Raw genomic sequence first — 26541 nt, 5'->3', positions numbered from 1 at the left:
ACATTTAACGTTCTAATAGTTTATGAGGCAAACTCTCAATACGCCCTGCCTGGGTTACCACCACATAATTTAACTTGCGTTGCAGTTCACTAATCGTATCGGCACCAGCATAAGTAAGCCCTGATCTTAAGCCGCCAACTATGTCCGCAATGATTGCATCGGCGTTCTCTTTGAATGGAACTTCTGCGGCCACACCCTCAGCTGTTTTCCATTCGTGCATTTGACCGAGGAATGCTTCCTGGGCCTCTCGGGATGCCATACCACGATAACGTTTCACTTTAGATCCGTCTTCTTTTTGGATTACTTCACCGGGAGTTGGGGCGGTACCTGCTAACATGCCACCGATCATGACAAAGTCTGCCCCAAAAGCTAAAGCTTTCACTATATCACCAGAAGTTTTAATTCCTCCATCTGCTACAATAGAGCGATCAGAGCGAGAACAATCCTGGATGCACGTAAGCATGGGCACACCAAAACCGGTTTTGATGCGGGTACTGCATACGGAACCCCCTCCAATACCCGCCTTAATAATATCAGCACCACAAGAGGCAAGATAATCTGCGCCGGCATAAGTGGCGACATTCCCAGCCATGATACAACGGTCGCCTAATAGTTGGCGTAAACTTTTCAAGGTTTTGCCCACATATTTGGCATGGGCATGAGCGACATCAACACAGAAAAAATCAGCTCCAGCATCACGCAAAGCCTCAGCTCTTTGTAATTCTGCATCAGTGCAACCTATGGAAACAAAAACATTTCCTTTACACTTTTTAAAGTCTTGAATATTTTCCTCAATGGTCATGAAACGGTGTAAAGCGCCCATGGCTCCTTTACTGTGCATGAAATTAGCCATCGTACTTTCAGTAATGGTATCCATATTGGAACTGATTACCGGAAGATTCAGACTTAGTTTGCCTAATCTGTCTGTACTGATCGTCTCAACTACCCTTCTTGACTCATGGTGGTTGTATGAAGGCACAAGTAAAACGTCATCGAAGGTGATGGCTTGGTCGGTCATTTTTAATCCTCGTAAAACGCGTACTATAAATGCTCAGCAGCATAAAATGCAAGTCTTGAGCGTTCTCCGCGAGTTAATGTCATATGGGCACTATGTTCCCAATGTTTAAATCGGTCGACAGCAAAAGTTAAACCGGAGGTGGTTTCAGTCAAATAGGGCGTATCTATCTGTTTGATGTCTCCCAGACAAATGATTTTACTTCCGGGCCCTGCTCGTGTAACTAAGGTTTTAATTTGCTTGGAGGTCAGATTTTGGGCTTCATCAATAATGATGTAGCGATTTAAAAAGGTGCGTCCGCGCATAAAGTTTAATGAGCGAATTTTAATTTTGTTTTGTAATAGATCCTGAGTTGCCCCACGACCAAAACTTCCACCTACTTGCGAACCATGCAAGACTTCCAGGTTATCCATTAATGCTCCCATCCAGGGAGTCATTTTTTCTTCTTCAGTCCCCGGTAGGAAGCCAATGTCTTCACCTACAGGAATAGTCACGCGAGTCATTAAAATTTCACTGTAGCGGTTTTGATCCAAAACCTGGGTTAATCCTGCAGCAATCGTTAACAGGGTTTTACCTGTTCCGGCTGAGCCTTGTAGGCTAACAAAATCAATGTCAGGATCGAGGAGCAAATTTAGAGAAAAATTCTGTTCCCGATTTCTGGCGTTAATCCCCCACACAGAATGTTTTGATTGAGTATAATCACGCACAATCTGAACGACTGCATTGTCCCCATCCAATTTTTTTACCAAAGCCTGAAATTCATTATCTTCAGTGCTAATGCAATCATTAGGATTCCACTGCCGGACTAGTGGTCCTGAAACGCGATAAAACGTTTTACCGCTTTCCTGCCATGAATCCATATCTTGAGCGTGGGTGTCCCAAAAATTGTTATCCAATATATGTAACCCACGATGAAGAAGATTAACGTCATCCAGTACCTGATCGTTATAATAATCTTCCGCAGGAATTCCAAGTATTCCTGCTTTTATCCGCAAGTTAATATCTTTAGAAATAATAACAACTTGCTTTTTACCCATGAATTTTTTTTGCAGTCCTAAAGCCGTGGCAAGAATGGTATTATCTACTTTATGTCCTGGCAGTGAGGAAGGAATCACCTGATCGAATTCATCCGTTTGAAAAAAAAGTTTGCCGCTGCTGTTTTCTTTGTGGGAATTAACGAAGCTGGGTATCGGAAGTCCGGAAACTATTTGTTCGTGAGATGCGTTACTCATTAATTCCACCAACATCCTGTTGGTTTGCCTTACGTTGCGGGCTACCTCCGAAGTACCTGTTTTATGGTTATCTAACTCCTCCAGAACCACCATAGGTAAATAGATATCGTGTTCATCAAAATGATAGATAGCTGTGGGATCGTGCATTAAAATGTTAGTATCAAGCACGAACAGCTTATGTCCAGTTTTGCTAGTATCCATAGGTCACCCCGTCAGCTAAAATAATATTTCTCAGGATTCAAGTGGCTCGGTGCTGTCTCGATATTTTCTCAAGGCACTCGAAGTTTTTATGCGTTCTTGAACCATAAGATCTACCTTCATTGTGCTAAGGGAGATGGTGCCGCGTCAAGAATTATATTTTTTAATGGAAAGGGATTTATTCGGATGTTTATGACCTATAATTAAAAGACTGCATCGGCCTCAATACGTTCCGCTTTGAGTTCCTTATTATGAAAAACAATCAAAGTACACAACGCCATAAAAAATAGAAAGCAACCTACCTGATAAATATTTTCGTGGCTTATCAATCGTCCTGAATAAGTACCAAAGGCCGCAAAGCAAAGCAGGATAAGACTGCGAATAGCAGAAGCTGAACCGCGATAATCATCAAAACATTGTAAGGCTCTGGAGGTTGTGCCCCCCCAAAGAAGCGCTGAACTTAGAATGTAGATGCCAATATCAATGGCATTAAAAATTTGATGTCCATTCCATTTCATGTATTCGCCGATAATCAGTAATAAGCTGCTTATTAAAGCTAATTGGATGCCCATGTTAATGGTTTTATCAATACCTATCCGTTTGAACAAATGCGATGCTAATAATGAACCGAAGACGAAGCCCATTGAGGTAAGCATTAATAAAAGTCCCATTTGATCGGCAGCAATCTGCTTATGGGCATAATAAAAAGGGGCCATGGTGAGAAAACACCATTCTCCGCAATTTAATAAACCAAAGAGGGCGATATAAGAGACAAACGTCTTATTCTTCATAATACGACCATATATATCCAGTCGTTGTTTCAGCGTAGGAAGTATCCCATTCAGGACGGCTTTTTGCTTGGGCAAAAACAGCATGATCAAGCACAAGGTTGCGGAAAATAGGGCAATACAATACAAATTAGTATGCCAGCCATATAAAACATCAATTTTTCCGCCAATGGCAGGAGCAAACAAGGGAACAATTGCTGTGAGGGTCCCAATCCAGGACATAATGCGAGCACCATCATCTTTGGGAAACAGGTCTTGTACCAGGGCCCAACCCGCTACTGGAACAACCACAGCACCAGCGCCTTGGATGAAACGACAGACTAAAAGAACATTAATCGAAGAGGCAATGACGCTTAAAGCCGAGCCAATAAAAAAAATCAACATGCCGATAAACAACGTTTTCCTTCTGCCTAATTGATCAGCGATAACTCCCCAAAAAAGTACCGTAGCAAATTGCCCAATCATAAAAATGGAAATAAGCATTTTGACATCGCTTGCAGGAACAGCGAAATAATGGGCGATTTGCGGCAGACTGGGCAACAGAATATCGGTGGATATTAAGGTCAGTACGCAAGTCGCAATAACCAGGATTAGCTGAATATTGCGGTTAAACATAGTTCACTCTTGTTAAAGATGGCTTTTTTAGCTTTGGAATCGTACTGATTGTAACAATCTTTAATTCATTATTCCATGAAAATGAGTTGTTTCTGAACTTAATTGGCGGCTTGTTAGCCATAGGTTACTATAAATTACCAAAGTACAATCAGGACTGTAAACTCAATAACAACGGGACCATTATCTTCATCCTTAATTTCCCATAGCATAAAATCTCTATGCACCAAATTATTTGAGTCCTTGTACAAGAATTGATATTCTTCAGACCCCTGAAAATTTGGAGCTAGGAAGTGCCGAGATTGTCCCGATTACACCAAAACAGTATCGCAACGCTGATACGAGACTACAATTCTTTGCCAGGATATCTGAAGTGGTTTTTCCCCGCTGAGCTAGAAATTGCATTGCACGCACATCAAGCGACAACCCATGAAGTCAATAGTGCATGGAATATTGGCAATATTTTTATTAACCATACCTGGTTTTTTCAACGCTGGTTTCTTTCTTGTCTCGATACATTCGCTCAATCCGCTTTAGTCAGAAGGTGTGCCTTATCCCTACGGGCGGGGGAAACTGAAGCCCATCATCCTGCTTTTGATGTTGCAGTGACTCCTGCAGAAGGTCCAGGCCCTCTGACTACTTATTTCGAAAATGCTATCATGAGGCAGAATCTCCGTGATCCTGTAGCGCAGGGGTATTATCATACTGCAGGAAATTATGCTAATGTGGATTCTATTCATGCAGGTCTTTATGAACTAAATGGAGCTGGTTTATTGGTTGGAGACGCAGGAAAGGCTAATTTTGAAACGCTCCTGGTAGAGGGACAATTTACACCTATGACTGTTGCCACCTGTCTTGTTGCCCTTAATGAGGCTGGTTTGTTAAGTGGAGAAAACGCCCAAACAAATCGAGATCTAATCAAAAGACGATCTTCTCTCAGCCTGGAATACCTGGGGAGTGTAATAAATGCTCTTCGGGAACTAAAGTATGCTGGACTTTTTTCCGGGGAAACACCACAGTCCAAAGCTATAGCACAGGCCAATTTTAATGCGGTACTACAACATGACGAAGCTCCTTTGGCTGTTGCCCGTTCACTTATTCAATTAAGCGATGCTGGATTACTCACTCAAAATGAGGGGCAGGAAATTCGTGACATCGTGTCCAGCCATCAAGATCCCACGGTTGCTGCCCATACTATACTCGCTCTACAGGAGAGTGATTCAACCACCGGGCCAAGTAAACTTAGGATTTATACTCAACGTAAAGTGCCTACTCTTTTTCCTCTACCCACTGCTCGAGAAGAGAGTGGATTGAAATATGAGCAAGGAGAACGGAATACGAGCAGTATTGCCACTCCCCAGTTGTAAATGCCATGCAATAACAATTACGGGTCGTACGGGTCGGGCGTTTCGCCTGACTCTCAGCTCTATCTCTCAATCCAGCCAGCTAAGCTAATGCTTTCAACGCAACTAATACTTCTTCTACATGTCCTTTGACACTAACTTTGCGCCATTCATGTTTTAAGACTCCCTTGGCATCAATTAAAAAAGTACTGCGTTCAATGCCGCGAACTTGTTTGCCATACATGGACTTCATTTTAATCACATCGAATAATTGACATAAATGTTCTTCGGGGTCACTGATTAATTCAAAGGGAAAATTTTGTTTGGCCTTAAAATTTTCATGTGACTTTAAGCTGTCTCGAGAAATGCCAAATATTTGAGCATTTAAGGCTTGGAATTGAGGATAAGCATCCCTGAAGTTTTGTCCTTCAGTAGTGCATCCTGGTGTAGCGTCTTTGGGGTAAAAATAAAGCACCACAGGCTTTCCTTTATAATCGTTGAGATGAGCTGTCAGGTTACTGGTGGCATTAAATGCAAAATTAGGCACCACTTCATCTATAGTCACTGAATATCTCCCTGTCTTAATGATTTTTTTTCATGAGCCGTGATTTATCTCTCTGCCATTCTCTGTCTTTAATGGTATCGCGTTTATCATGTTCTTTTTTACCTTTAGCCAGAGCCACTTTTACTTTAATTTTATTTTTTTTCCAATATAAAGAGAGCGGTACTATGGTATATCCCTGGCGCTCAACACTGCCAACCAGATGACTTAACTCTTTTTTATTCAGCAATAATTTGCGGGTACGAATTGGATCCGGAATGGAATGAGTCGATGCCGTAGGAAGGGGGTTGATTTGTGCACCTAACAAAAATGCTTCTCCATATTTAATAATCACATGAGCATCAGATAGATTGACTTTTCCTGCACGTAAGCTTTTTACTTCCCATCCTTCAAGAACAAGCCCAGCTTCGAATTGTTCCTCAATGAAATACTCAAAGCCAGCTTTTCTATTCAGCGCGATACTTGAATCTGAATGTTTTTTGGTAGTCATAAGACACCTGAACTATATAAAAAAAGTTATTATAACTGATGTACAGGTAATTGAGGACTTTCTTTGCTTTTTCTTATGAATATCACTCCTCGTTCCCTGCGATTTCGAGTATAGCGAGAGAGGACGGCTGGCTTGATGCTCAGGAAGGCGCAAGATAACCTATAAACGTATCGTTAGAAATGAACGATACGTTTATAAATAATAGAACAAGGGTATTTTATTTCGGAAACCTTTCGTCTTTATAATCCTGAGGTAATTGGGGATGAACGCGATCTAATTTATGGTCCACTGCTACTCGATCATCAAAAACGAAACATGCTCCCTCCCAGAGTGATTCATTCTCCGGTATCGATTCGATGTAATTGAGGATTCCATCCTGTAAGTGGTAGACATTTTGAAAGCCTTGCTCTTTTAAATAAGCAGTTGATTTTTCACAACGTATGCCGCCGGTGCAAAACATGGCAATTTTTTTGTCTTTCTTATCCTGCAGATGTTTTTCAACATACTCAGGAAACTCTCTGAAATTTTCTGTATTGGGGTTTATTGCGTTTTTAAAAGTACCCAGTTCAAATTCATAATCATTACGAGTATCAATCAGAATAACGTCGGGATCTTTGATAAATTCATGCCATTCATCCGGATTAAGATAGATACCTGCTGATTGAGTCGGATCTACATTTTTTATACCCATAGTGACAATTTCTTTGCGAAGTTTTACTTTTGCCTTATCAAAGGGGTTTTTTTCATCAAAAGTTTCTTTAAACTTTAAATCCGCAAAACGAGAGTCACTGCGCATATATTGATAAAAAAGCTCCATTTCTTCACGTTTACCGGCAAAACCGCCGTTAACGCCCTCTGCGGCTAAAATAATGGTTCCTTTAATATTAATCTCACGCATATGGGCAAGCATAGGCTCCCGCAGGGTTTCAAAATCGGTTAAAGGAACAAATTTATAAAAAGAGGCAATAACTATTTCTTTCACTGGACTACCTAAAAGTAACAAAAATATTCGGTAAAAATTACCATTTACTCACAATTTAATCAATAGGAATGAATTAAATGCATTCTTGCAGACACTGTATTTGTGACGATTCAGGATGTCGGTATATGGTGGGAAAATTGACAATTCTTAAAGTGCGGTCGTATTATTATTGATCAAGCTATGTGTTTTTTTATTAGCTGCTAATTCAAGGAGGAATTATGATCAATTACAAAAGGATTTGTTATTGTTTTTCTCTGATTTTACTTATTATACCTTTATTTAGCTTTGCCTCTACTTCTGTAAAATCCATGGTTGTTTTTGGTGATAGTCTTTCGGATACAGGTAATACTACTCGTCTGCTTAAAAGTCTGCGCCAAGAAGATGATCCTGCTTTTATCGTTGCTCCTTTTAAAGTGTTCGTGCTCAATAAAATGATTGATTTTGCGAATGACTATTATGTACCACAAATGGTACTCGATACAGGCATTAACGTGGTAACCAATTTTTTTGATAATGAATTAGCCCCCTACCTTGCTAACTTAGTAAGCAAAGTCAAACTGGTGCCTATATTGCCTGGTAAACCGTATTGGAACTCAAGATTTTCCAATGGTCGAGTATGGAATGAATATTTAGCTCAAATGTGGTCTATCCAGAAAAGTGATGAAGAGGTCTATACCAATAAGGCTTTTGGCGGAGCATGGGCTGCTACTTATGATTATCAATTGACCGTCTGGAATTTGATTCGTCATCCGTTGGGAACGATTAAAACGTTAATTGTAGGAAAACTGATTCCTCCAAGCCTTGGCCTTACCGTACAAGGTTACTTATTGGAGCATACTCAGCTGGATAGTGAAACAGTGTATTTTGTGTTTTCTGGCAGTAATGACTATTTAAATGTTTTGCTGTTTGAAGATAATTATAACACCACCATTATGAGCAACTATGTAGATAATGTGATTGAAGGTTTAAGTGCCGCTGTTTTAAAATTGGAGCAGGCAGGAGCGAAACGTTTTGTCATTATGGGAATTCCCCATTTAGGTGAAACACCTAAATTTGTGAAGACCGCGGATAGGCAAGTATTAAATGATGCGGTGGATCAGCATAACCAACGTTTGGCAACGCGTATTGAGGAGTGGCAGAAACAGTACCCCCAAGCAGATTTTTTGTTTATAGATACAGAACGATATCTGGCAAAGGCCTTAAATAATCCCGAACAATATGGATTTTCCAACATCTCCGATGCATGTATCGATGTGAAATTTCCTATGTTTGACTCCTTTGCACACTCCCCGTTTGCAAATAACTACGTGTTAAAATATGCACAAGTATTGCAATATAAAGATCCGCAGTTTATGGTTGGGGAGAGTAATTATCATATGTGCGATCTGCCGCAGGATTATATATTCTGGGATGAAATTCACCCAACTACCCGGGCCCACAATTATCTGGCTTTTGAAATCTGCTCTGCGATGAAAGATCATGGATATTCAGTAAGTTGCGAGGCTCCCGATCCTGCCAGTTAATGGACAATCTAATTGCCTGGAGCGTTTTTTTGCAGTTGTTCAGGCAATTTTATCGTTTGCTTTAGTGATTTAATAAGGTTTATGGCATAATTTCTATTTTTTATTGATATACTTCATCTATAGTGAAGTTTTTTTTAGTCACGCAAGTGATGAGCGTCAGGTTGTTATCGGAAACCTTTTTTGTTCTGGATTTAGCTACTATAAATAGGACTAAGAAATACCAATGTTAGCGAAGAGATTGGTTTGGGTCCGGAGAAAAATAGATAGTGAATCTACAGAGTAGTTGCTAATGAGGAGTGATTATGTGTGGAATTATGGGAGCTGTTTCAGAGCGTGATATTAGCAAGGTCTTGCTGGAAGGGTTACGCCGTCTTGAATATAGAGGTTATGACTCGGCAGGTATCGCGGTCATTGACAATCACTCCCGTTTAAAGCGAGTGAGAATGCAAGGGAAAGTACAGAACCTGGCTGATGCGATGCAAGAAACTGCGATTGCGGGAAATACCGGGATTGCCCATACTCGTTGGGCGACGCATGGTAAACCCTCCGAGCAAAACGCTCATCCTCATTTATCGCATGGACAGATTGCTTTGGTTCATAATGGTATCATTGAAAATCATGATCATTTACGCCAGCGTCTTATAAGCAGTGGCTATGAATTTACTTCTGAAACCGATACGGAAGTAGCCGCTCATTTAATTCACTTTCATTACCTGCAACATGAAGATTTATTATTGGCCGTACAAACTGCGGCTGCCGAGATGCACGGTGCTTTTGCATTAGGAGTCATTCATCAACAACGGCCTTTGGAATTAGTTGCAATTCGAAAAGGCAGTCCTTTAGTTCTGGGATTGGGTATAGGCGAGAACTTTATTGCTTCTGATGCCCTGGCTTTAAGATCATTTGCCCAATCTGTTATTTATTTAGCAGAAGGTGATAGTGCGACTATTACGGCACATGAGATAAAGGTTTATGATTCTTCCCGCACTTATGTTGAACGGGCTCTTCATCCATTGAATAATGATTCTGAAGTTGCCAGTAAAGGTCCCTACAGGCATTTTATGCTTAAAGAAATATTTGAGCAGTCCAGGGTGCTAACCGATACTATAGAGGGTCGTATTAACAGTCCTGAAGTGCTGAAAGCCAGTTTTGGTGAACGAGCTTCCCATGTATTTCCCCAAGTAAAACAAATTCACATTGTTGCCTGCGGAACCAGTTATCATGCCGGGATGATTGCCAAATATTGGCTTGAATCTTTGGCCGGACTTCCAACTCAGGTTGAAATTGCTAGTGAATATCGTTATCGCGATGTAGTTGTTCCTGAGGGAACTTTGTTTATCACCATTTCTCAGTCCGGTGAAACAGCAGATACTTTGGCCGCTTTATATAAAGCAAAAAACATGAATTATTTGGCTAGCTTAGCCATTTGTAATGTGGCAACCAGTACCTTGGTCAGAGAAGCCGATTGTGTCTTTTTAACCCGCGCAGGGATTGAGATTGGTGTGGCTTCTACCAAAGCATTTACCACTCAGCTCGCTGCATTTTTGATGTTAACTGCTGCTCTTTGTCCCAATGAGTGTTCACAAGAAATATTGAAACAATTACAAGAATTGCCAGCTTGCTGTGAGCGAGTATTACAGATGAATGGGGAAATTGAGTCGCTGGCTACTTTATTTGTTAATAAGGCCCATGCATTATTTTTGGGGCGCGGCGTGCAATATCCTGTAGCACTGGAAGGTGCTTTAAAATTAAAGGAAATTTCTTATATACATGCCGAAGCCTATCCCGCAGGAGAGTTAAAGCATGGTCCTTTAGCATTGGTTGATAAAAACATGCCGGTCATTGCAGTGGCACCCAATGATGAGTTATTGGATAAATTAAAATCCAATTTGCATGAAGTGAGTGCGCGAGGCGGGCAACTATTTGTTTTTGTAGATGATGGACAAGCGTGGGAGGCCAATGGTGCACGATTAATTAAGGTTCCTTTTTGCGGAACATGGATTGCACCTATAGTCTATACCATTCCCCTGCAGCTCCTGGCCTATCATGTGGCTGTTGCTAAAGGCACCGATGTGGATCAACCACGTAATCTGGCTAAATCGGTGACCGTTGAGTGAATAAAGGGCAACAATTCTGGGTTGATCTGTGGCGTGAAGGGCGAACCCACTTTCATAGGGAAGAGGTTAATCCGGATTTAATTGCCTATTGGTCCCAATTGAATCTAACTCCAAAGGCTACTGTTTTTGTTCCTTTGTGTGGAAAAAGCCTTGATATGCTTTGGTTAGTCCAACAAGGATTTAACGTGGTCGGCATTGAACTTAGTGAACAGGCTGTAATCCAGTTTGCTATGGAACATCAACTGCATTTTCAGAAGGAAACAAGAGGCGGGGCACATCATTATTATACTGACTCTATTAGTTTATGGGTCGCCGATATTTTTGCTTTCGAATCTTCTTTTATAACACCAGTTGATGCCATTTATGACCGGGCAGCATTAATTGCTCTTCCCGCGAAACTACGATCACTTTATGCAGACATTTGTCTACGATGGCTTAAACCGCAGGGAGCCATTTTGTTAAAAACATTAAGTTATAATCAAGACGAATTAGAGGGGCCTCCTTTTAGTGTCTCGGATGAGGAAGTGACCTGTTTATATAAACAGTGTCTGGAAGTGAAGCGCCTAAAAGTTTCTGATCGGCCACAAGACTCTGGTGATAGCTTGTTTCAAAGAGGTTTGAGGGCGATCAAAGATAGTGTATGGTGTATTAGAAAAGCGTAAATCCGGTATAATTAGAATTTAGTAGTATTGTTGTTTTGTAGTTTGGACATATTTTATATCGCAATGTGGACTGCGATGAGTATATAATGTGGCAGTTTTTTATCATGTTTTACGGGGATGTGAATGGCTCAAGAGATGTTGGCGTCAGCTGCGATTATTGCACAGGAACTTAAGGTCAAAGTAGCGCAGGTAGAGACTGCTATTCGTATGCTGGATGAGGGAGCAACAGTTCCTTTTATTGCTCGTTATCGTAAAGAAGCAACTGAAGGCCTTGATGATGTGCAGTTACGTTTTCTTGCCGAGAGATTAATTTATTTGCGTGAACTGGATGAGCGACGTAGTGTTGTCTTGCAATCAATTCGTGAACAAGAAAAATTAACTCCTGAGTTGGAGCAAAGTATTCTGGCTGCAGACACGAAAACGCGTCTGGAAGACTTATATTTGCCCTTCAGACCTAAACGACGGACTAAAGCGCAAATAGCTATTGAGGCTGGACTAGAACCTCTGGCCCTTGCCTTATGGAATAATCCGGATCTTGAGCCAGAAGAAGAGGCTGCAAAATACATCAATGCGGAGTCAGGTATTGACGATGCGAAAGCTGCTCTTGAAGGTGCCAGACATATTTTAATGGAGCATTTTGCTGAGGATGCAGAGCTGATTAATGAGCTGCGTGAGTATTTATGGCAGCATGCTCTGGTGAAATCAGTGGGGAGCAGTAAGAAAAAAGAAGCGGTCAATAAATTTTCAGATTATTTTGATTACTCAGAAGCGATTAAAAAAATTCCTTCTCACCGTGCCCTGGCTTTATTCCGCGGACGACGAGAGAGTATCTTGCAAGTCAATCTCATTTTACCAGAAACAGATGTAAATTATGGTGAAAATAAGGTGGCTGCTCATTTTAAAATTGCAGATCAACAAAGAAAAGCAGACAGCTGGTTATTTGATACCGTACGCATGACCTGGAAAGTAAAATTATTCACTAAATTAGAACTGGAGTTGCTGACGCGCTTACGTGAGATGGCGGATGAAGAGGCCATTAAAGTATTTTCGAGAAACTTGCGTGATTTACTGCTTGCTGCTCCAGCCGGGCCACAAATAACAATAGGACTTGATCCTGGAATTCGCACCGGTGTGAAAGTGGTGGTGGTTGATGCTACCGGAAAACTGCTTGATTACACGGTTATTTTTCCCTTTGCGCCACAAAATGAATGGCATCAATCACTTGCTGAGCTAGCTAAACTAGCGGTGAAACATCAAGTGAACTTGATCAGTATCGGTAATGGTACTGGCTCACGTGAAACAGAGCGGCTGGTTGGCGATATGATTAAAATGTATCCTGATTTGCAACTCAGTAAAATTATTGTCAGTGAAGCCGGCGCCTCTGTCTATTCAGCTTCTGAAATAGCAGCTAATGAATTCCCTGATTTAGATGTCACCCTAAGGGGGGCCGTTTCTATTGCCAGAAGGTTACAAGATCCTTTGGCTGAACTGGTAAAAATAGAAGCTAAATCCATTGGTGTTGGTCAGTACCAACATGACGTCAATCAAACCCGGCTTGCTCGATGTCTTGATGGAGTTGTTGAAGATTGTGTGAATGCAGTAGGGGTTGATATTAATACCGCCTCAGCGGCCTTACTTGCCCATGTTTCTGGTCTTAACGATACTTTGGCAAAAAATATAGTGCAATATCGCGATGAGCACGGTGCCTTTAAGAACAGGAATCAGTTAAAAAATATCAGCAGAATGGGTGAAAAAGCATTTCAGCAGGCGGCGGGCTTTCTCCGCATTATGAATGGCGATAATCCCTTGGATGCCTCTTGTGTTCATCCTGAAGCTTATCCTTTAGTAGAAAAAATTATTGCAGACAAGCAAGTAGATATTCCTCAAATTATTGGTAACAAGGAAATACTTCACAGTGTTAATGCCGATCAATATGTGGATGAACATTATGGATTGCCAACGATAAGAGACGTTCTGCGTGAGTTGGAAAAACCAGGCCGAGATCCGCGACCTGAATTTAAAACGGCACAATTCAAAGAAGGTGTTGAGGACATCAATCATTTGCACGAAGGAATGATTCTTGAAGGTGTGGTGAGCAATGTAACTAATTTTGGTGCCTTTGTGGACATAGGTGTTCACCAAGACGGATTAGTACATATTTCCGCCATGACCAACCGCTTCATTACCGATCCGCGAGCTGTAGTTAAAGCCGGTGACATTGTAAAAGTTAAAGTTGTTGAAGTGGATAAAGAGCGAAAACGTATCGGCCTGAGCATGAAATTAGGCGAAGAAAGCTCTTCTGCAACTGCTCCGAAAAAAGTAGCTAAACCTCAACAAGCTAGAAAGCAGCCTGAAGCTAAAAAAACGGAAGTTAAGAGAAAAACTGAGATGCCTAAAAAGGCCGAACCGGTTAAGAAAACCGTTTTCAATACGGCCATGGCTGATGCTTTGTCTAAACTTAAACGTGGTGGCTAATCATGATAAGAGTGCCTAAAGGTGAGTTGACAATTCAAACCTTGGCAATGCCTGTAAGCACCAATGCAAATGGCGATATATTTGGGGGATGGATAGTCTCCCAAATGGATCTGGCAGCGGGCGTATTGGCAAAACGGTTGTCCCAAGGGCGCGTTGCTACTGTTGCAATTAATTCCATGACTTTTTTAAAACCAGTTCATGTCGGTGATGTCGTTAGTTGTCACGTAGAGTTAATCAAACAAGGCAATACATCAATGACTATAGGCGTTGAAGTGTGGGCCTTGCCAGCAACTCAGGCGGAACGTTATCAAGTTACTGAAGGTGTCTTCGTCTTTGTTGCTATAGATGAAAATCGGAAACCAAGACAGGTATCTAAAATAGTATGACGAATGACCCTGCAGAACTGAATCGCCTCATTGCCGAAATGGCAGTATTAATTGAACAAAATGATGATCCTGACCCTCAATTATATGCTCTTTTTTTTCAACATCCGGAATTTTCTTTTCAGTTGATTGAGTTTATTAATAATTTAGAGGAAGAGTCAATCCACGATGGTCCGCCGATTTATTCAGCCTGTATTTTTGGCTTGGATATTTGTGTCGCACAAATGCAAGCTGCCACAGAAGCTAATAATAAGATAACAGCAAAGTCCTTAATCCAATTGATGAATCGTTTGGCAGAAATTATTAATACCAATAAGCACACTTTAAGTTTTTGGTTGCCCGTATTAAATGCTTTTTATGAAGTGCATGTCGAATTAACCCAAGAATTAAAAGATGCTTATTTTGAATTAGCAAGCCAGGAAGAGGATACTGTTGACGAGGTCGATCAGTTTTCGCATTTAGAGTCGATTAGAGATTTAATTCATGAATTATCTGATCTCTCTATTTTTGATATTGCTGAGAATTTTTTTGCTCAAAGCTATGCAATGCCCCCTGAGTTTTTTGCCGATTTAATTCTTGATTTGTACAGTATTGAAGAGGGGCAAGATATTGCGCTTCTTACTCTCCTACATCCTAAAGCAGAGGTTAGAGCGATTGCAGTGGCTACTCTAGATCAGCTCATGGATAAAGTGACCTTGACGTCAATTTCGTTATCCCGATTACAAGTCATTAAATACTGGTATGCAGAATCTTATTATGGAATGTTTGAGCGATGGATAAAAAACCAGCGAAAAAAAGGGGTAGTATTTGAGCCTGAACCAGTCCTTGCCAAAATGAACATAAAGGCAACTGAAGTAGACGGAACGGGGTCTCAAGGTATTTTTATTCATGCACGTAAAAACAGAAAAAACAGGCTTTGCGGTTTGCTGTTAAAGGATGGTCTTGGATTAAAGGATGCATGGATAACTCCTGTTATCCCTGCCGCCGATGTTGCTGATTATTACAGGCAAGCCTTTGAAGAAAGTGTGACCTTACGAGAAGTCGATCTTGATTATTTTCAGTTAATGGTAGAGCATTTTTTAGCAATAACAGTGGAGCGTGGTGATATTCCGTATCTGCATTTTCTGGAAGTTCAGGAATTACTGGGAGTACGTTTAAGACCAAACAAATTAGATTTAGAATATCTTTTTGAGCAATTAAGCGTTCAAATTACCCCCTTTACTCAAGAAATAATTCAGGAGTCGTTGCAGCGATCTAAATCCTGGCTTAAGACTAAATCGTTCACTGAGTCCTGGTATATAGAAAACCCCACCATTGATAAGATAGTGAATCATAACAGCAGCTTTATTGATGGAGTTAAGGTGTGTCGTTTGGCAAACGCTATGGACGCTGTTTTTGTGGAAGAAATGGAGCTTAACCGAGATAAATGGGAATTTCATTTTTTATGGGTAGCTCTCTGGGTTAAGGCCAAAGCACGAAAGAATGAGAAAGTATGGCAGGACAGTTTTTTAATTGCCTATACTATTCACGAAGGAACTCCTTTAAAAGAGATTCCAGTGATGCGAGAAATTTGTCATCAAACAGTAATTAATAGTGTTGAAACAATGCAAGAACGAAGAACTCATTTGAGTAAAGAATAAATTTAGCCAATAGAGTTCGTTATCATTAAAGGAAATTGCTTTATGCCTCACAGGGAGTGGCCAGCAAACGATTATGCCATTGGCTCATACATTCAAGAAAAAATTGCAGAACCTTATCTTCGTGAATTAGCACTAAATCCAACCGATAGCGTACTTGATATTGGCTGTGGTGATGGTGGTTTTACCAGCAAGATCATGAATCAAATCCCGCATGGCCAGGTTCTGGGAATAGATATATCCAATAACATGGTTCAATTGGCTAGCACCTATAAGAATGAATACCCCAACTTTTCAGTGCAGCAAGGGGATGTGATGGCCATGACTTTTTCGGAGCAATTTGACTGTATCCTTTCTTTTTGGTGTCTGCAATGGTCGCACGATATAGTGGCCGCTTTTAGCAAAATTTATAAGGCGCTTAAAAATAAAGGAGCTCTCTTGGTTTTATGTCCTACTGGTGAAGGTGGGCCTTATTCTCGCGCTTACAGTAGGGTTAAAGAGTCCGGACAGTTCGATGAACTGGCGCATTTCACTATTCCTCCCGGCTATAATAATTTTACCAATCTTCCGCACAAACTGGCTGACTTGCCTTTTACCCAGCTTCATTGTGAGCGGATCCTGGCCAGTATTGTCTTACCTTCACTGGATGTTTTTAGTCGTTATGTGCGTGGTATGGTTCACTTTCATAATCAACTGCCATTGAGGAGCATACAGAACATCAATGCGGCTATTGTCGCTGCATTTGATGATTATTGTCAGCAGCATTATCAAGGTGAATATCGATTTGAATTGGCCTTTTATAAGATTACCGCGCTCAAATAAAAAGAGTTCAGCCTTGCAAGTCCAAGACGGTCAGCGAAGCCTTGCTATACTATAATTAGCTAAGAGTGCTCAACCTGCAATTTGCATTATAGCTACGCTTTCACCCGGGCTACATGTGCAGAGTCTGTAGGCACATTAATGGAGCTTTTTATGCCTCATAGTAATCCTGAATTATGGATGCCTGAATCGCCCATAGATGTCTTTTTCTTTGACTGTGACAGTACTCTCTCCCTCATTGAAGGAATTGACTTACTGGCAAGTATGAATGGCGTAGCAGAGCCTGTGCATGAGATTACTCAACGTTGCATGGCGACAACAGGTTTAACCCTGGCTGACTATAGAAAGCGTCTGGACTTTATTAAACCCTCTAAAATACAAGTTCAACAACTGGCCACAATGTATGGCAGACACCTTGCCCCTGGGGCAACAGACGTGATTAGACTGCTCCATAGTCTTGGGAAAAAAATATATATAATCTCTGGGGGCATTAAATCAGCCATTCTTCCTCTTGCAGAAGAACTGGGTATTAAACCAAGTAGACTGCTTGCCGTTGATGTCTATTTTAATGATGATGGATCATATCAAGGATTTGATGAGCAAAATGAATTAACTCAAGCTAATGGTAAAAGTATATGCATTGCCAATGTTTTAAAAGACAATGAGCGTTCCTTATTACTAGGTGATGGCTTCAGTGACTGGGAAGCGCAGACCACCGTGACTCGATTTGTTGGCTATGCCGGGTTACATCCTAAAGCGTGGGTACAGGAACATTCTAATTTTTATATTTTACATACCAATATAACCCCCGTGCTTGCCCTGGGCTTAACGAATGAAGAGCAAATAAATCTTGTCGGGGAGCACAAAACCAGTTATGACCAGGGGCTATCTGCTATTAGAAAGGGTTTAGTCTTAATTAAGGAGCCTGTTGATGTTCACCATCCAAATTCTTGATAATATATCGGCAAAAGCCCTTAAGTTACTTGAATCATCCAAATATAAAACTGCTGCAGATTTTGAAAACCCTGATGTAATTTTAGTTCGTTCGCGTCAATTGCATGATCATTCTTTTTCCGATCAATTAAAAGCGGTTGGACGTGCGGGTGTTGGTACCGATAATATTCCCGTGGCTTCTCTTACCCGCCTTGGTGTCCCCGTATTTTATGCTCCTGGCGCTAATGCCAATGCCGTTAAGGAATTAGTGCTGGCGGCCATGTTAATTGGCTATCGTCACTTGGATGAAGCGAGAATTTTTCTGTCTCATATAGAAGAACATGATAAAGAATCTCTCTCTCGAGAGATCGAATCGCAAAAAAAGAAATTTGTTGGTCATGAAATTTTAGGAAAAACACTCGGTGTTATTGGTTTGGGAAATATTGGGGTTAAAGTGGCCAATGCAGCACTTGCATTGGGCATGAAGGTAATAGCCTATGATCCGCATATGACTCTGGCTAATGCTTTAGCATTAATGCCAGATATAGAGAAAGTAGTCGATATGAAGACAGCATTGTCCAATGCAGATATCATTACCTTACACGTGCCATTAGCAGCTGATACGACGCATTTAATTAATGAAGAGAATATACAATATCTCAAACCCCATTCTTTACTACTGAATTTTTCTCGGGAACAGGTAGTCAATGAAACAGCAATTATGGAACAATTAAAACAGGGCCGTCTTTTAGGTTATATCACCGACTTCCCAACTCCGTATCTGGCGAATCATCCTAAAGTGTTAAGTTTTCCTCATTTAGGAGCAAGCACCACTGAGGCTGAGGCAAACTCGGCTGAAATGGTGATTCGTAATATGCGTAATTATCTTGAGTTTGGCATTATTGAACATTCGATTAATTTTCCGGATACGTTCCTTCCTCTAATGGACATAGAGAATGTTCATCGTCTCGTCATTATTAACAATAATAAGCCTGGTGCTATTGCTCATTTTACGCAGAAAATTTCTCAGCTAGGTTATAACATTGAACAAATGGTAAATACTTCTCGAGGTAATATAGCTGTTAATCTCCTTGATCTATCGGGTATTAAAGTACAACCGGATGTCTTATCCAGATATTTTGAAGATATTGATCATGTGATTAGAGTGCGTCTTATTGCCTCGCACCAGATGAGTTAATATAACTCTATGCTGCGCAATGACATAGGCAGATTTGTTGTCAATTTTTAATGCGTTACATCATCTATACTATCTTATAGTTTCCATAAAACATGGGAGAGAACATGATGTCTCATCTTGGATTTATGCAAAGTGCTATTGAACAAGCAAACCAAAGTAAAAGGGAAGGTGGAATTCCAATTGGTTCTCTTCTTGTTCATCAAGGGGTGATTATTGGTAAGGGGCATAATCAGCGCATCCAAAAAAATAGCGCTATTTTACATGCTGAAATGGATGCATTGGAGAATGCAGGTCGTCAGCGCGAAGAGATTTATCAGCAATCCATTTTATATACCACCCTTTCGCCCTGTTCTATGTGCAGTGGCGCAATATTACTTTATAAAATTCCTTATGTCGTTATAGGAGAAAATCAAACGTTTATGGGAGATGAGGAGTTATTAAAAGCACATGGAGTTAAAGTTGAAGTACTGCAAAATCAAGAGTGTATTGCTATGATGCAGCATTTTATTTCCAGCAATCCTGCTCTTTGGAATGAAGATATTGGGGAAACATAGGCCATTTCTCCATGCGTCTTACTGTTCCTATTAGTTAATTGTTTCAGAGATGGAAAAACTGACTTATCCCTTTGGTTCAAAAGAACTTGATTGTTTAAACTCCTCCCCGTCATCTTTCTTGGTTTTCCACATGGATGAATTGACCAATGGGGATGATTCTTCTCTACCTGGAGATAAATGCTGGGTTTTTTCACTATTCGTTGGCTTGGAGCGAAGGGCATTTTGGTACAATTTATAACTTTTCAGCGCATTATATAAATTGGCCACATGACGATTAAATCCGGCACCGCAGCCCCCGTTTAATAGATTGCCAATATCAGTAAGGAAATCACAATTTCGGCCCGAGGCTTTTGAATAACTACTGATGGGGCCCTTTTTGTCGGTGAGAAAAAGAAAGACTTTTCTTTCCGATTTTTTTAATTTATCCAGATGCTGCCTCAATTCAGCAAGGGGATCATGCAGCACTGCTGTCAATTTATTCTGATCCGCGCTCACTAATGAGTCCTCTAGAATTTGGGAGGCACTTACCACCCGGTCTAGTAAATCTAGAGTGAGCTCATTAACTCCATCAGCATAGTTTTGCAGTCCGCCATAAATTGGGCTATTTTCAAATGCGTCTCTGATGATTTTATGTGTTAAAAGGGAGGTAATATCTTTTTCACTGAATAAATTTAATGCAAGGTGCTTTCCCTCATAGTTATTATCAATAGTACATTCTTTATTTTTATAATCACGAAACGTGCCAGCAATCTCCTCGGCATTTTGATAGTCAAAAAAAGCCCATTCGCCGGAAATGAACTCCGCAATTTGATTAATATCGTATGCATAACCGCTTTCAGAAATGAATAAGTTCTCTGCCAAGATATCTTGTAAATCAGCTTTATTTTTCACAGCATTAGCTTTCATAGTTAACTATCTCCCGGTACAGAGTGTATTTAATAAATAATAGTACAATTTTATAGTGCAAAATTTTTCTTTATAAGGGCAGGAAGAGGCAAGATTATTAGTTAGGCATGCATGATAAGCACGATTTTGCATGATTAACGTCATCTATCATCATCAAGAATTTTTATCTTCTCGGGTAAAAACATAGAGATAGATGACTCTATTATTGTGACTTAATTATTTAAAGTTCCATTTGCTATGAGTTTTGGTTTACTTTGCAGAGTCGCTTTACCAACGATTTGCGCCTGAATCTTAAGATGAAGCGTTGGTTGCCACCCATTTTGCATAGGTGTCGATAAACTTACGTAAAAATTTACGTGTGTCTTCATTGCTAATTTCACCTTTGTCATTAAATAAATTTGCCGCTTGTCCTATATAGGATTCAGGCTGCTGCAGGGTGGGCACATCTAAAAATACCATTGATTGCCTTAAGTGATGATTGGCGCCGAAGCCACCGATTGCGCCGGGGGAAACACTAATTACTGCACCGGGTTTTCCTCCCCAGACACTTTGACCATAAGGACGCGAGCCTACGTCAATAGCATTTTTAAGGACGCCAGGCACTGAACGATTATACTCTGGAGTAACAAATAAGACCCCTTGGCATGGTTTTACCTGTTCTCGAAATTTTGTCCAGGCTGCAGGGATTGGTCCCTCATCATCCAGATCCTGGTTGTATAATGGCAAATCGCCAATGGCAATGATTTCGGGTTTTATTGAGCTGGGCGCAAGAGAGATGAGTACTTTAGCCATTTTCATATTAAGCGATTCTTTACGTAAGCTCCCTACTATAACTGCAATTTTTTTACTCATTCCAACTCCTTGTAATTTTATGGAGACTAAATACTTGGTGTATTTGCTCTCGATGGATTTGCTAAGAACTTAATTTATTTTAAGGAAAATTGCAATTGAGTAGTGTTAGGGAAGAATAAGTCGTTTGAAGCAATCGTACAGTTAATTTTAAAAAATCAATTAACGGCATTTTATTATGCAGGAAGAGTGGTATGAAGACGGGTATTAGTTTATCACAAGGAATTTCAGGTAAAAAAACGCCCTATTTAATGTAAGACATTGCTGCCTTAAAAAGAATAGGGCGAAAAATAAATGATTAGACTACTTCAACTTCTTCAGCTTGAGGACCTTTTTGTCCGTTGCTAGCTTTGAACATTACAGTTGCACCTTCAGCAAGAGTTTTGAAACCACTGCTTTGGATTGCGCTGAAATGCACAAAATAATCTTTACCGCCACTTTCTAAAAAACCGAAACCTTTGGACTCATTAAACCATTTTACTGTACCGCGTATTTTATCTGACATTTTAATTTCCTAAATTGTTACCGAACCATTGTAGCATTATTTTATTAATTGTGCTGTTTTTTTATTAATTATTTTTAAATCTTTTTAAATTTAATTCTAATTGGTATGAAAATCAAGCAGATTCATAAGATTTTTATCTCAAACAACTATTTCATTGCTTTGATCTAACAGTTCTTTAGCATGTGAACGCGTTTGTTCGGTCACTGTTAATCCCCCCAGCATGCGTGCAATCTCATTAATTTTTTCTGCCGTGCAGAGTTTGCTAATGCGGGTCAGCGTTTGTTTATTGTCACTTTGCTTTTCTACCCTAAAATGGTTGTGTGCTGCAGCCGCTACTTGAGGCTGATGTGTGACACAGAATACTTGCAGGCGATCGCCCAATTTGCGGAGCATTTGACCTACCAACGCTGCTGTAGCGCCTCCTATGCCCACATCGACTTCGTCAAATAATAAAGTGGGAGTGGAGCCTCTTTGCGCTGTTATCATTTGGATGGCCAGGCCAATCCGTGATAATTCTCCACCTGAAGCGATTTTATTCAGCGCATCTGGTTCCATACCAGGGTTAGTGCACACTTTATATTCTATTTTATCCAGTCCATGAGCCTGCATTTTCTCGAGAGGTGAAATCTCTATTTCTATCCAACCTTTAGGCATGCCAAGTTGTTGAATACTGGATGTTATTTCTTCAGCTAATTTTGTGGCATGAATTTTTCTTGAGTCTCTTAGCTTTAATGCAGCAGTGTCATAGGATTTAGTGAGTTGGCTTAGTTGTAACTCAAGGTAGGCTAATCGACATTCTGCATCTTGCAGACTTGCCAGCTCTGCTTGTAGTTTTTGTTCATGAGCGGGGAGCAGCGAGCTATCAAGGTGGTATTTACGTGCCAAATGATGGATGGCGCTCATTCGCGCTTCAACTTCATGTAAGCGTTCAGGCTCAATTTGGATGCGGTCAGCAAACTGTTGCATTTCAGTTATTGCTTCTTCACATTGAATTATGGCTCCATTAATGAGCTCATAGGCATTCTTAATTTGAGCTTGTTCCTGAGGCAGTTGACTGATTAATTGCATTACATGATTTAAACCAGAGCAAATATTGGGTTGATCATCACCTGTTAAAAGCTCATTAATGTGTTGACTGTGTTCCAGGTATTCTTTGGCGTGATGCAACATCTGATGTTCTTGATGCAAGGCTTGGATTTCATCTTCTTGAAGATTAAGCGCACCTAATTCTTCGATTTGGAATTGCAATAATTTTATTCTATCTGTTTGCTGTTCCTGATCGTGCAGGGTGTCCATTTCTTGTTTGATGGACTGACATTGTTTGTATAATTTTGCCACGTCTGCCAATAAATGGAGGTGATTGGCATATTGGTCTAGCTGCTGTCTGTGAGTAGGGTGCTGCATGAGCGTTTGGTGTTGATGCTGTCCATGAATATGCACTAGTTTTTCACTTAACTCTTTTATTTTCTGTAAGGGGAACGGTTGGCCATTAATATACGATTTAGAACGGCCTTCTGCATAAATAATGCGCCTTAAATAGATCTCTCCCTCATCGCAATGGATATCATGTTCGGCCAACCATTGAGCGGGTTCAGATTCTTTATCAAAGTTAAATCCGGCGGTGATATCACATTTTTCTTCGCCTGGACGAATCACTGAAGCATCAGCGCGGCCACCTAATGCCAGCATCAAGGCATCTATCATAATGGATTTACCGGCGCCCGTTTCACCAGTAAAGGCGGTCATGCCTTGGGTGAAATCTAATTCTAAGTGTTTAACAATGGCGAAATGTTCAATGCACAAGGTTGTGAGCATGATTTATCCCTGATGTTTGGATTCCCAGCCAAGTTTACTACGCAATGTATCATAATAATGGTAATCGAGGGGATGTAACAAGCGTAGCTGAGTGCTATTTTTTTTAATGGATACTTTTTGTCCTGGCTTCACCATTCTTGACTCATGGCCATCACAACTAATACGCAATTCAGTCTCGTTAAACGCACTGATATGCAATTCAATTTTAGCTTCTCCATCAACTACCAGGGGGCGTGAACTCAAACTATGAGAAAACATAGGAACTAAGACTATAGCATTGAGTTGCGGGTGCATAATCGGCCCCCCAGCAGACAAGGCATATGCGGTAGAACCCGTGGGGGTTGATAAAATCATTCCATCGGAGCGGAAATGGCTCACCAATTGTTGATTGACGTAGACGTCAAACTCAATTAAATGAGTTTCGCTACCTCTTCCTAACACGACATCATTTAAAGCATCTCCCTCAAAATATGTGTTTTCTGCATCGAAAATTCGGGTTTGCAGTAAGAAACGTTTCTCTTCTTCGTAGCGACCTTGCAGTACTGCACTTAGATGCGTTTCTATATCCTGAGGTAAAATATCAGTGAGGAAACCTAAACGGCCTCGGTTAATTCCAATGACGGGTGTATTCACTTTAATTGCCATTCGTGCCGCAGAGAGCAAACTGCCATCTCCTCCGACGACGATGATTAAGTCATTCGCCTCACCCATGGCATTAAGCGTTAATACCGGTATATTCATATCGAAACTGGTTGAAGTCTCTATATCCTGATAAATCTGAATGTTTTGGGTTTTTAAAAAATCAACCAAGCGGTGCAAGCTTTCGCTGACCCCTTGGTTGGCTCTATGTTGCCGAGCGTATAAGATGACTCTCTTAAATTTTTGTTTCATGGTAGCTATTATTCGTCACTTTTATCTGCTCGTGATGCTTTTTTTCTATCATGTTCTTTTAATGCTTTTTTGCGCAGGCGAATAGATTGAGGAGTGACTTCTACTAATTCATCATCATCAATAAATTCTAATGCCTGTTCTAAAGTTAATTTTACGGCAGGGGTCAGGATGATGTTTTCATCAGTACCGGAAGCACGCATGTTGGTTAATTGTTTTTCTTTAGTGACATTCACCACTAAATCATTATCACGGGCATGAATACCGACAATCATTCCTTCATAGCATACTGATTGTGGCTCTACAAACAAGCGTCCACGCTCTTGTAAATTAAAGAGAGCAAAGCCACGCGCGGTACCTTGGCAATTAGCTATCATTACTCCATTGGCGCGTTTGCCTATACGTCCTTTAATCGCTGGGCCGTAATGATCATAGACGTGATACATTAAACCAGTACCTGAAGTACACGATAAAAATTCATTATGGAAACCAATTAAGCCGCGAGTCGGGATAATATAATCTAAACGAACTCGTCCTTTGCCATCTGGAACCATATCTTGCATCTCACCGCGACGCTCACCTAATTTTTCCATGATGGTCCCTTGGTGCGTTTCTTCAACGTCTACCGTCAGGCGCTCATAGGGTTCTTCTTTAACCCCATCGACTTCTTTAATGATTACTTCTGGTTTGCAAATAGCCAACTCATAGCCTTCACGACGCATGGTTTCAATTAAAATAGATAAATGCAGCTCTCCGCGTCCTGATACCCTGAATTTATCAGGATCTTCACTGTCTTCTACGCGTAGTGCTACGTTGTGCAATAATTCAGTATCTAAACGTTCACGAATTTTTCGCGATGTTACAAATTTACCTTCTTGTCCCGCAAAAGGTGAATCGTTGACCTGAAAAGTCATGCTAATAGTCGGTTCATCAACAGTCAGGGCAGGTAAGCCTTCAACCATACCAGGGTCACAAACTGTGTCAGAGATATTCAAGTTCTCGATACCAGTAATCGCAATGATGTCACCTGCGCCAGCTTCCTCAATTTCTACACGTTCCAGACCTTTAAAGCCTAATAATTGTAACAAGCGACCGGTACGGATGTTGCCATCTTTATCAATAATTTTGACCGCAGATTTTGCTTTGATTTGCCCACGAGTGACTCGTCCTATACCTATAGTACCTACATAAGAAGAATAATCCAGAGAGCTGATTTGCATTTGGAAGGGGCCATTGGAATCAACATCTGGTGGCGGCACTTTATCAATGATCGTTTGTAGTAACGCGCTCATATCCGTCGCTTCATCTTCTAAATTCAGTTTTGCATAACCGTTTAATGCAGAAGCATAAACAACAGGGAAATCGAGTTGTGTGTCGTTGGCGCCCAAATTGTCAAACAAATCAAATACCTGATCCATCACCCAATCAGGTCTGGCCCCTGGTCTATCAATTTTATTGATAACGACGATGGGATTTAAACCGCGAGCGAATGCTTTTTGAGTAACAAAACGAGTTTGAGGCATAGGGCCGTCTACGGCGTCGACTAAGAGAAGCACACTATCCACCATCGATAGAATACGTTCAACTTCTCCACCAAAATCAGCATGTCCTGGGGTGTCAACAATGTTAATTTGATGATCTTTCCAGTAAACGCAGGTATTTTTGGCCAGAATGGTAATGCCTCGTTCTTTTTCGAGAGCATTGGAGTCCATCATACGCTCCACAGTAGGTGCTCTTTCATTCAAGGTACCTGTTTGTTGGAGTAATTTATCTACAAGGGTAGTTTTACCATGGTCAACGTGTGCGATGATGGCAATATTGCGAATCTGTTCAATCATAAATAACCTTTAGTTGGGAATAGCGAGATTTAATTATTATAGGCAAAAGCTAGGCATTTGTTCATAGATTCAACATTATACACGAATTGCTGACTAAATCCTATCCGCTGGCAAGTGATAATTGAATTAATCGATCTAAAAAGTGCCCATCCTGCGTATTGAAGCAGTCTTTCTTAACTTGACGTGAGCTCGGGATAAGAAACATAACCGTCAGGCT

Annotated in this window: 23 protein-coding genes; 11 read left to right on the top strand and 12 right to left on the bottom strand. The window is 40.7% G+C overall.

Annotated elements, in window-relative coordinates; genetic code table 11:
• Positions 1–4: 4 nt before the first annotated feature.
• From LOX96_RS02410 to LOX96_RS02400, 3 genes are all read right to left on the bottom strand, one after another.
• On the bottom strand, positions 5–1018 hold the full coding sequence (locus LOX96_RS02410) for a guanosine monophosphate reductase (protein ID WP_250424594.1): 1014 nt from the start codon (positions 1016–1018) through the stop codon (positions 5–7).
• A 23-nt stretch (positions 1019–1041) separates the two neighbouring features.
• The gene (locus LOX96_RS02405; RefSeq protein ID WP_250424593.1) at positions 1042–2448 is read right to left on the bottom strand and encodes a PhoH family protein; all 1407 of its coding nucleotides are present in this window, start codon (positions 2446–2448) and stop codon (positions 1042–1044) included.
• A 200-nt stretch (positions 2449–2648) separates the two neighbouring features.
• Positions 2649–3848, bottom strand: coding sequence for an MFS transporter (locus LOX96_RS02400; RefSeq protein WP_250424592.1), 1200 nt, complete (start codon positions 3846–3848; stop codon positions 2649–2651).
• 290 nt (positions 3849–4138) lie between these two features.
• Between LOX96_RS02400 and LOX96_RS02395 the strand changes: the two genes are divergently transcribed.
• Positions 4139–5212, top strand: a complete 1074-nt coding sequence (locus tag LOX96_RS02395) for a hypothetical protein (RefSeq protein ID WP_250424591.1) — start codon at positions 4139–4141, stop codon at positions 5210–5212.
• Between the two features lie 79 nt (positions 5213–5291).
• Here the strand turns inward: LOX96_RS02395 and LOX96_RS02390 are convergent, their stop codons facing one another.
• The 3 genes from LOX96_RS02390 to trhO form a co-directional block, all read right to left on the bottom strand.
• Entirely contained in the window at positions 5292–5753 is a 462-nt protein-coding gene (locus LOX96_RS02390) for a peroxiredoxin (RefSeq protein WP_250424590.1), read from the bottom strand.
• Between the two features lie 16 nt (positions 5754–5769).
• Positions 5770–6240 carry an SsrA-binding protein SmpB gene (gene smpB / locus LOX96_RS02385; RefSeq protein ID WP_250424589.1) on the bottom strand — a complete coding sequence of 157 codons (471 nt, stop codon included), beginning with the start codon at positions 6238–6240 and terminating at the stop codon, positions 5770–5772.
• A gap of 217 nt (positions 6241–6457) precedes the next feature.
• Complete coding sequence (gene trhO, locus LOX96_RS02380) at positions 6458–7222, bottom strand: oxygen-dependent tRNA uridine(34) hydroxylase TrhO (RefSeq protein WP_250424588.1); 765 nt, start codon at positions 7220–7222, stop codon at positions 6458–6460.
• A 218-nt stretch (positions 7223–7440) separates the two neighbouring features.
• Between trhO and plaC the strand changes: the two genes are divergently transcribed.
• The 10 genes from plaC to LOX96_RS02330 all read left to right on the top strand — a co-directional run bounded on the left by plaC (position 7441) and on the right by LOX96_RS02330 (position 19523).
• The gene (gene plaC, locus LOX96_RS02375) at positions 7441–8745 is read left to right on the top strand and encodes a lysophospholipase/glycerophospholipid:cholesterol acyltransferase PlaC (protein WP_250424587.1); all 1305 of its coding nucleotides are present in this window, start codon (positions 7441–7443) and stop codon (positions 8743–8745) included.
• A 302-nt stretch (positions 8746–9047) separates the two neighbouring features.
• Complete coding sequence (gene glmS, locus LOX96_RS02370) at positions 9048–10862, top strand: glutamine--fructose-6-phosphate transaminase (isomerizing) (protein ID WP_250424586.1); 1815 nt, start codon at positions 9048–9050, stop codon at positions 10860–10862.
• Entirely contained in the window at positions 10859–11524 is a 666-nt protein-coding gene (locus LOX96_RS02365; RefSeq protein WP_250424585.1) for a thiopurine S-methyltransferase, read from the top strand. The genes glmS and LOX96_RS02365 overlap by 4 nt, the downstream gene beginning before the upstream one ends.
• 123 nt (positions 11525–11647) lie before the next feature.
• The gene (locus LOX96_RS02360; protein ID WP_250424584.1) at positions 11648–13999 is read left to right on the top strand and encodes a Tex family protein; all 2352 of its coding nucleotides are present in this window, start codon (positions 11648–11650) and stop codon (positions 13997–13999) included.
• A gap of 2 nt (positions 14000–14001) precedes the next feature.
• On the top strand, positions 14002–14385 hold the full coding sequence (locus LOX96_RS02355; RefSeq protein WP_250424583.1) for an acyl-CoA thioesterase: 384 nt from the start codon (positions 14002–14004) through the stop codon (positions 14383–14385).
• Positions 14382–16022 carry a hypothetical protein gene (locus LOX96_RS02350; protein WP_250424582.1) on the top strand — a complete coding sequence of 547 codons (1641 nt, stop codon included), beginning with the start codon at positions 14382–14384 and terminating at the stop codon, positions 16020–16022. The genes LOX96_RS02355 and LOX96_RS02350 overlap by 4 nt, the downstream gene beginning before the upstream one ends.
• A 42-nt stretch (positions 16023–16064) precedes the next feature.
• Positions 16065–16841 carry a class I SAM-dependent methyltransferase gene (locus tag LOX96_RS02345; protein ID WP_250424581.1) on the top strand — a complete coding sequence of 259 codons (777 nt, stop codon included), beginning with the start codon at positions 16065–16067 and terminating at the stop codon, positions 16839–16841.
• A 150-nt stretch (positions 16842–16991) separates the two neighbouring features.
• Positions 16992–17792 (top strand): HAD-IB family phosphatase, encoded by an 801-nt coding sequence (locus tag LOX96_RS02340; protein ID WP_250424580.1) that lies wholly within the window; start codon positions 16992–16994, stop codon positions 17790–17792.
• Positions 17770–18969 (top strand): 3-phosphoglycerate dehydrogenase family protein, encoded by a 1200-nt coding sequence (locus tag LOX96_RS02335; RefSeq protein WP_250424579.1) that lies wholly within the window; start codon positions 17770–17772, stop codon positions 18967–18969. The genes LOX96_RS02340 and LOX96_RS02335 overlap by 23 nt, the downstream gene beginning before the upstream one ends.
• A gap of 104 nt (positions 18970–19073) precedes the next feature.
• Positions 19074–19523, top strand: coding sequence for a nucleoside deaminase (locus tag LOX96_RS02330; RefSeq protein WP_250424578.1), 450 nt, complete (start codon positions 19074–19076; stop codon positions 19521–19523).
• Positions 19524–19586: 63 nt separating this feature from the next.
• Here LOX96_RS02330 and LOX96_RS02325 read toward each other — a convergent pair whose 3' ends face one another.
• From LOX96_RS02325 to typA, 6 genes are all read right to left on the bottom strand, one after another.
• Positions 19587–20429, bottom strand: a complete 843-nt coding sequence (locus LOX96_RS02325) for a hypothetical protein (protein WP_250424577.1) — start codon at positions 20427–20429, stop codon at positions 19587–19589.
• A 291-nt stretch (positions 20430–20720) separates the two neighbouring features.
• Positions 20721–21281 carry an NADPH-dependent FMN reductase gene (locus LOX96_RS02320; RefSeq protein WP_250424576.1) on the bottom strand — a complete coding sequence of 187 codons (561 nt, stop codon included), beginning with the start codon at positions 21279–21281 and terminating at the stop codon, positions 20721–20723.
• A 295-nt stretch (positions 21282–21576) separates the two neighbouring features.
• Positions 21577–21783 (bottom strand): cold-shock protein, encoded by a 207-nt coding sequence (locus LOX96_RS02315; RefSeq protein WP_028382754.1) that lies wholly within the window; start codon positions 21781–21783, stop codon positions 21577–21579.
• Between the two features lie 138 nt (positions 21784–21921).
• Entirely contained in the window at positions 21922–23598 is a 1677-nt protein-coding gene (gene recN, locus LOX96_RS02310; protein WP_250424575.1) for a DNA repair protein RecN, read from the bottom strand.
• A gap of 3 nt (positions 23599–23601) precedes the next feature.
• The gene (locus tag LOX96_RS02305) at positions 23602–24489 is read right to left on the bottom strand and encodes an NAD(+) kinase (protein WP_250424574.1); all 888 of its coding nucleotides are present in this window, start codon (positions 24487–24489) and stop codon (positions 23602–23604) included.
• A gap of 8 nt (positions 24490–24497) precedes the next feature.
• Entirely contained in the window at positions 24498–26324 is a 1827-nt protein-coding gene (gene typA / locus LOX96_RS02300) for a translational GTPase TypA (RefSeq protein WP_250424573.1), read from the bottom strand.
• Positions 26325–26541 lie beyond the last annotated feature (217 nt).

It is taken from the genome of Legionella maioricensis, assembly GCF_023618015.1.
Lineage (GTDB): Bacteria > Pseudomonadota > Gammaproteobacteria > Legionellales > Legionellaceae > Legionella > Legionella maioricensis.
Note: the sequence above shows the minus strand (reverse complement) of the source record. Positions and strands in the feature narration are given on the sequence as shown.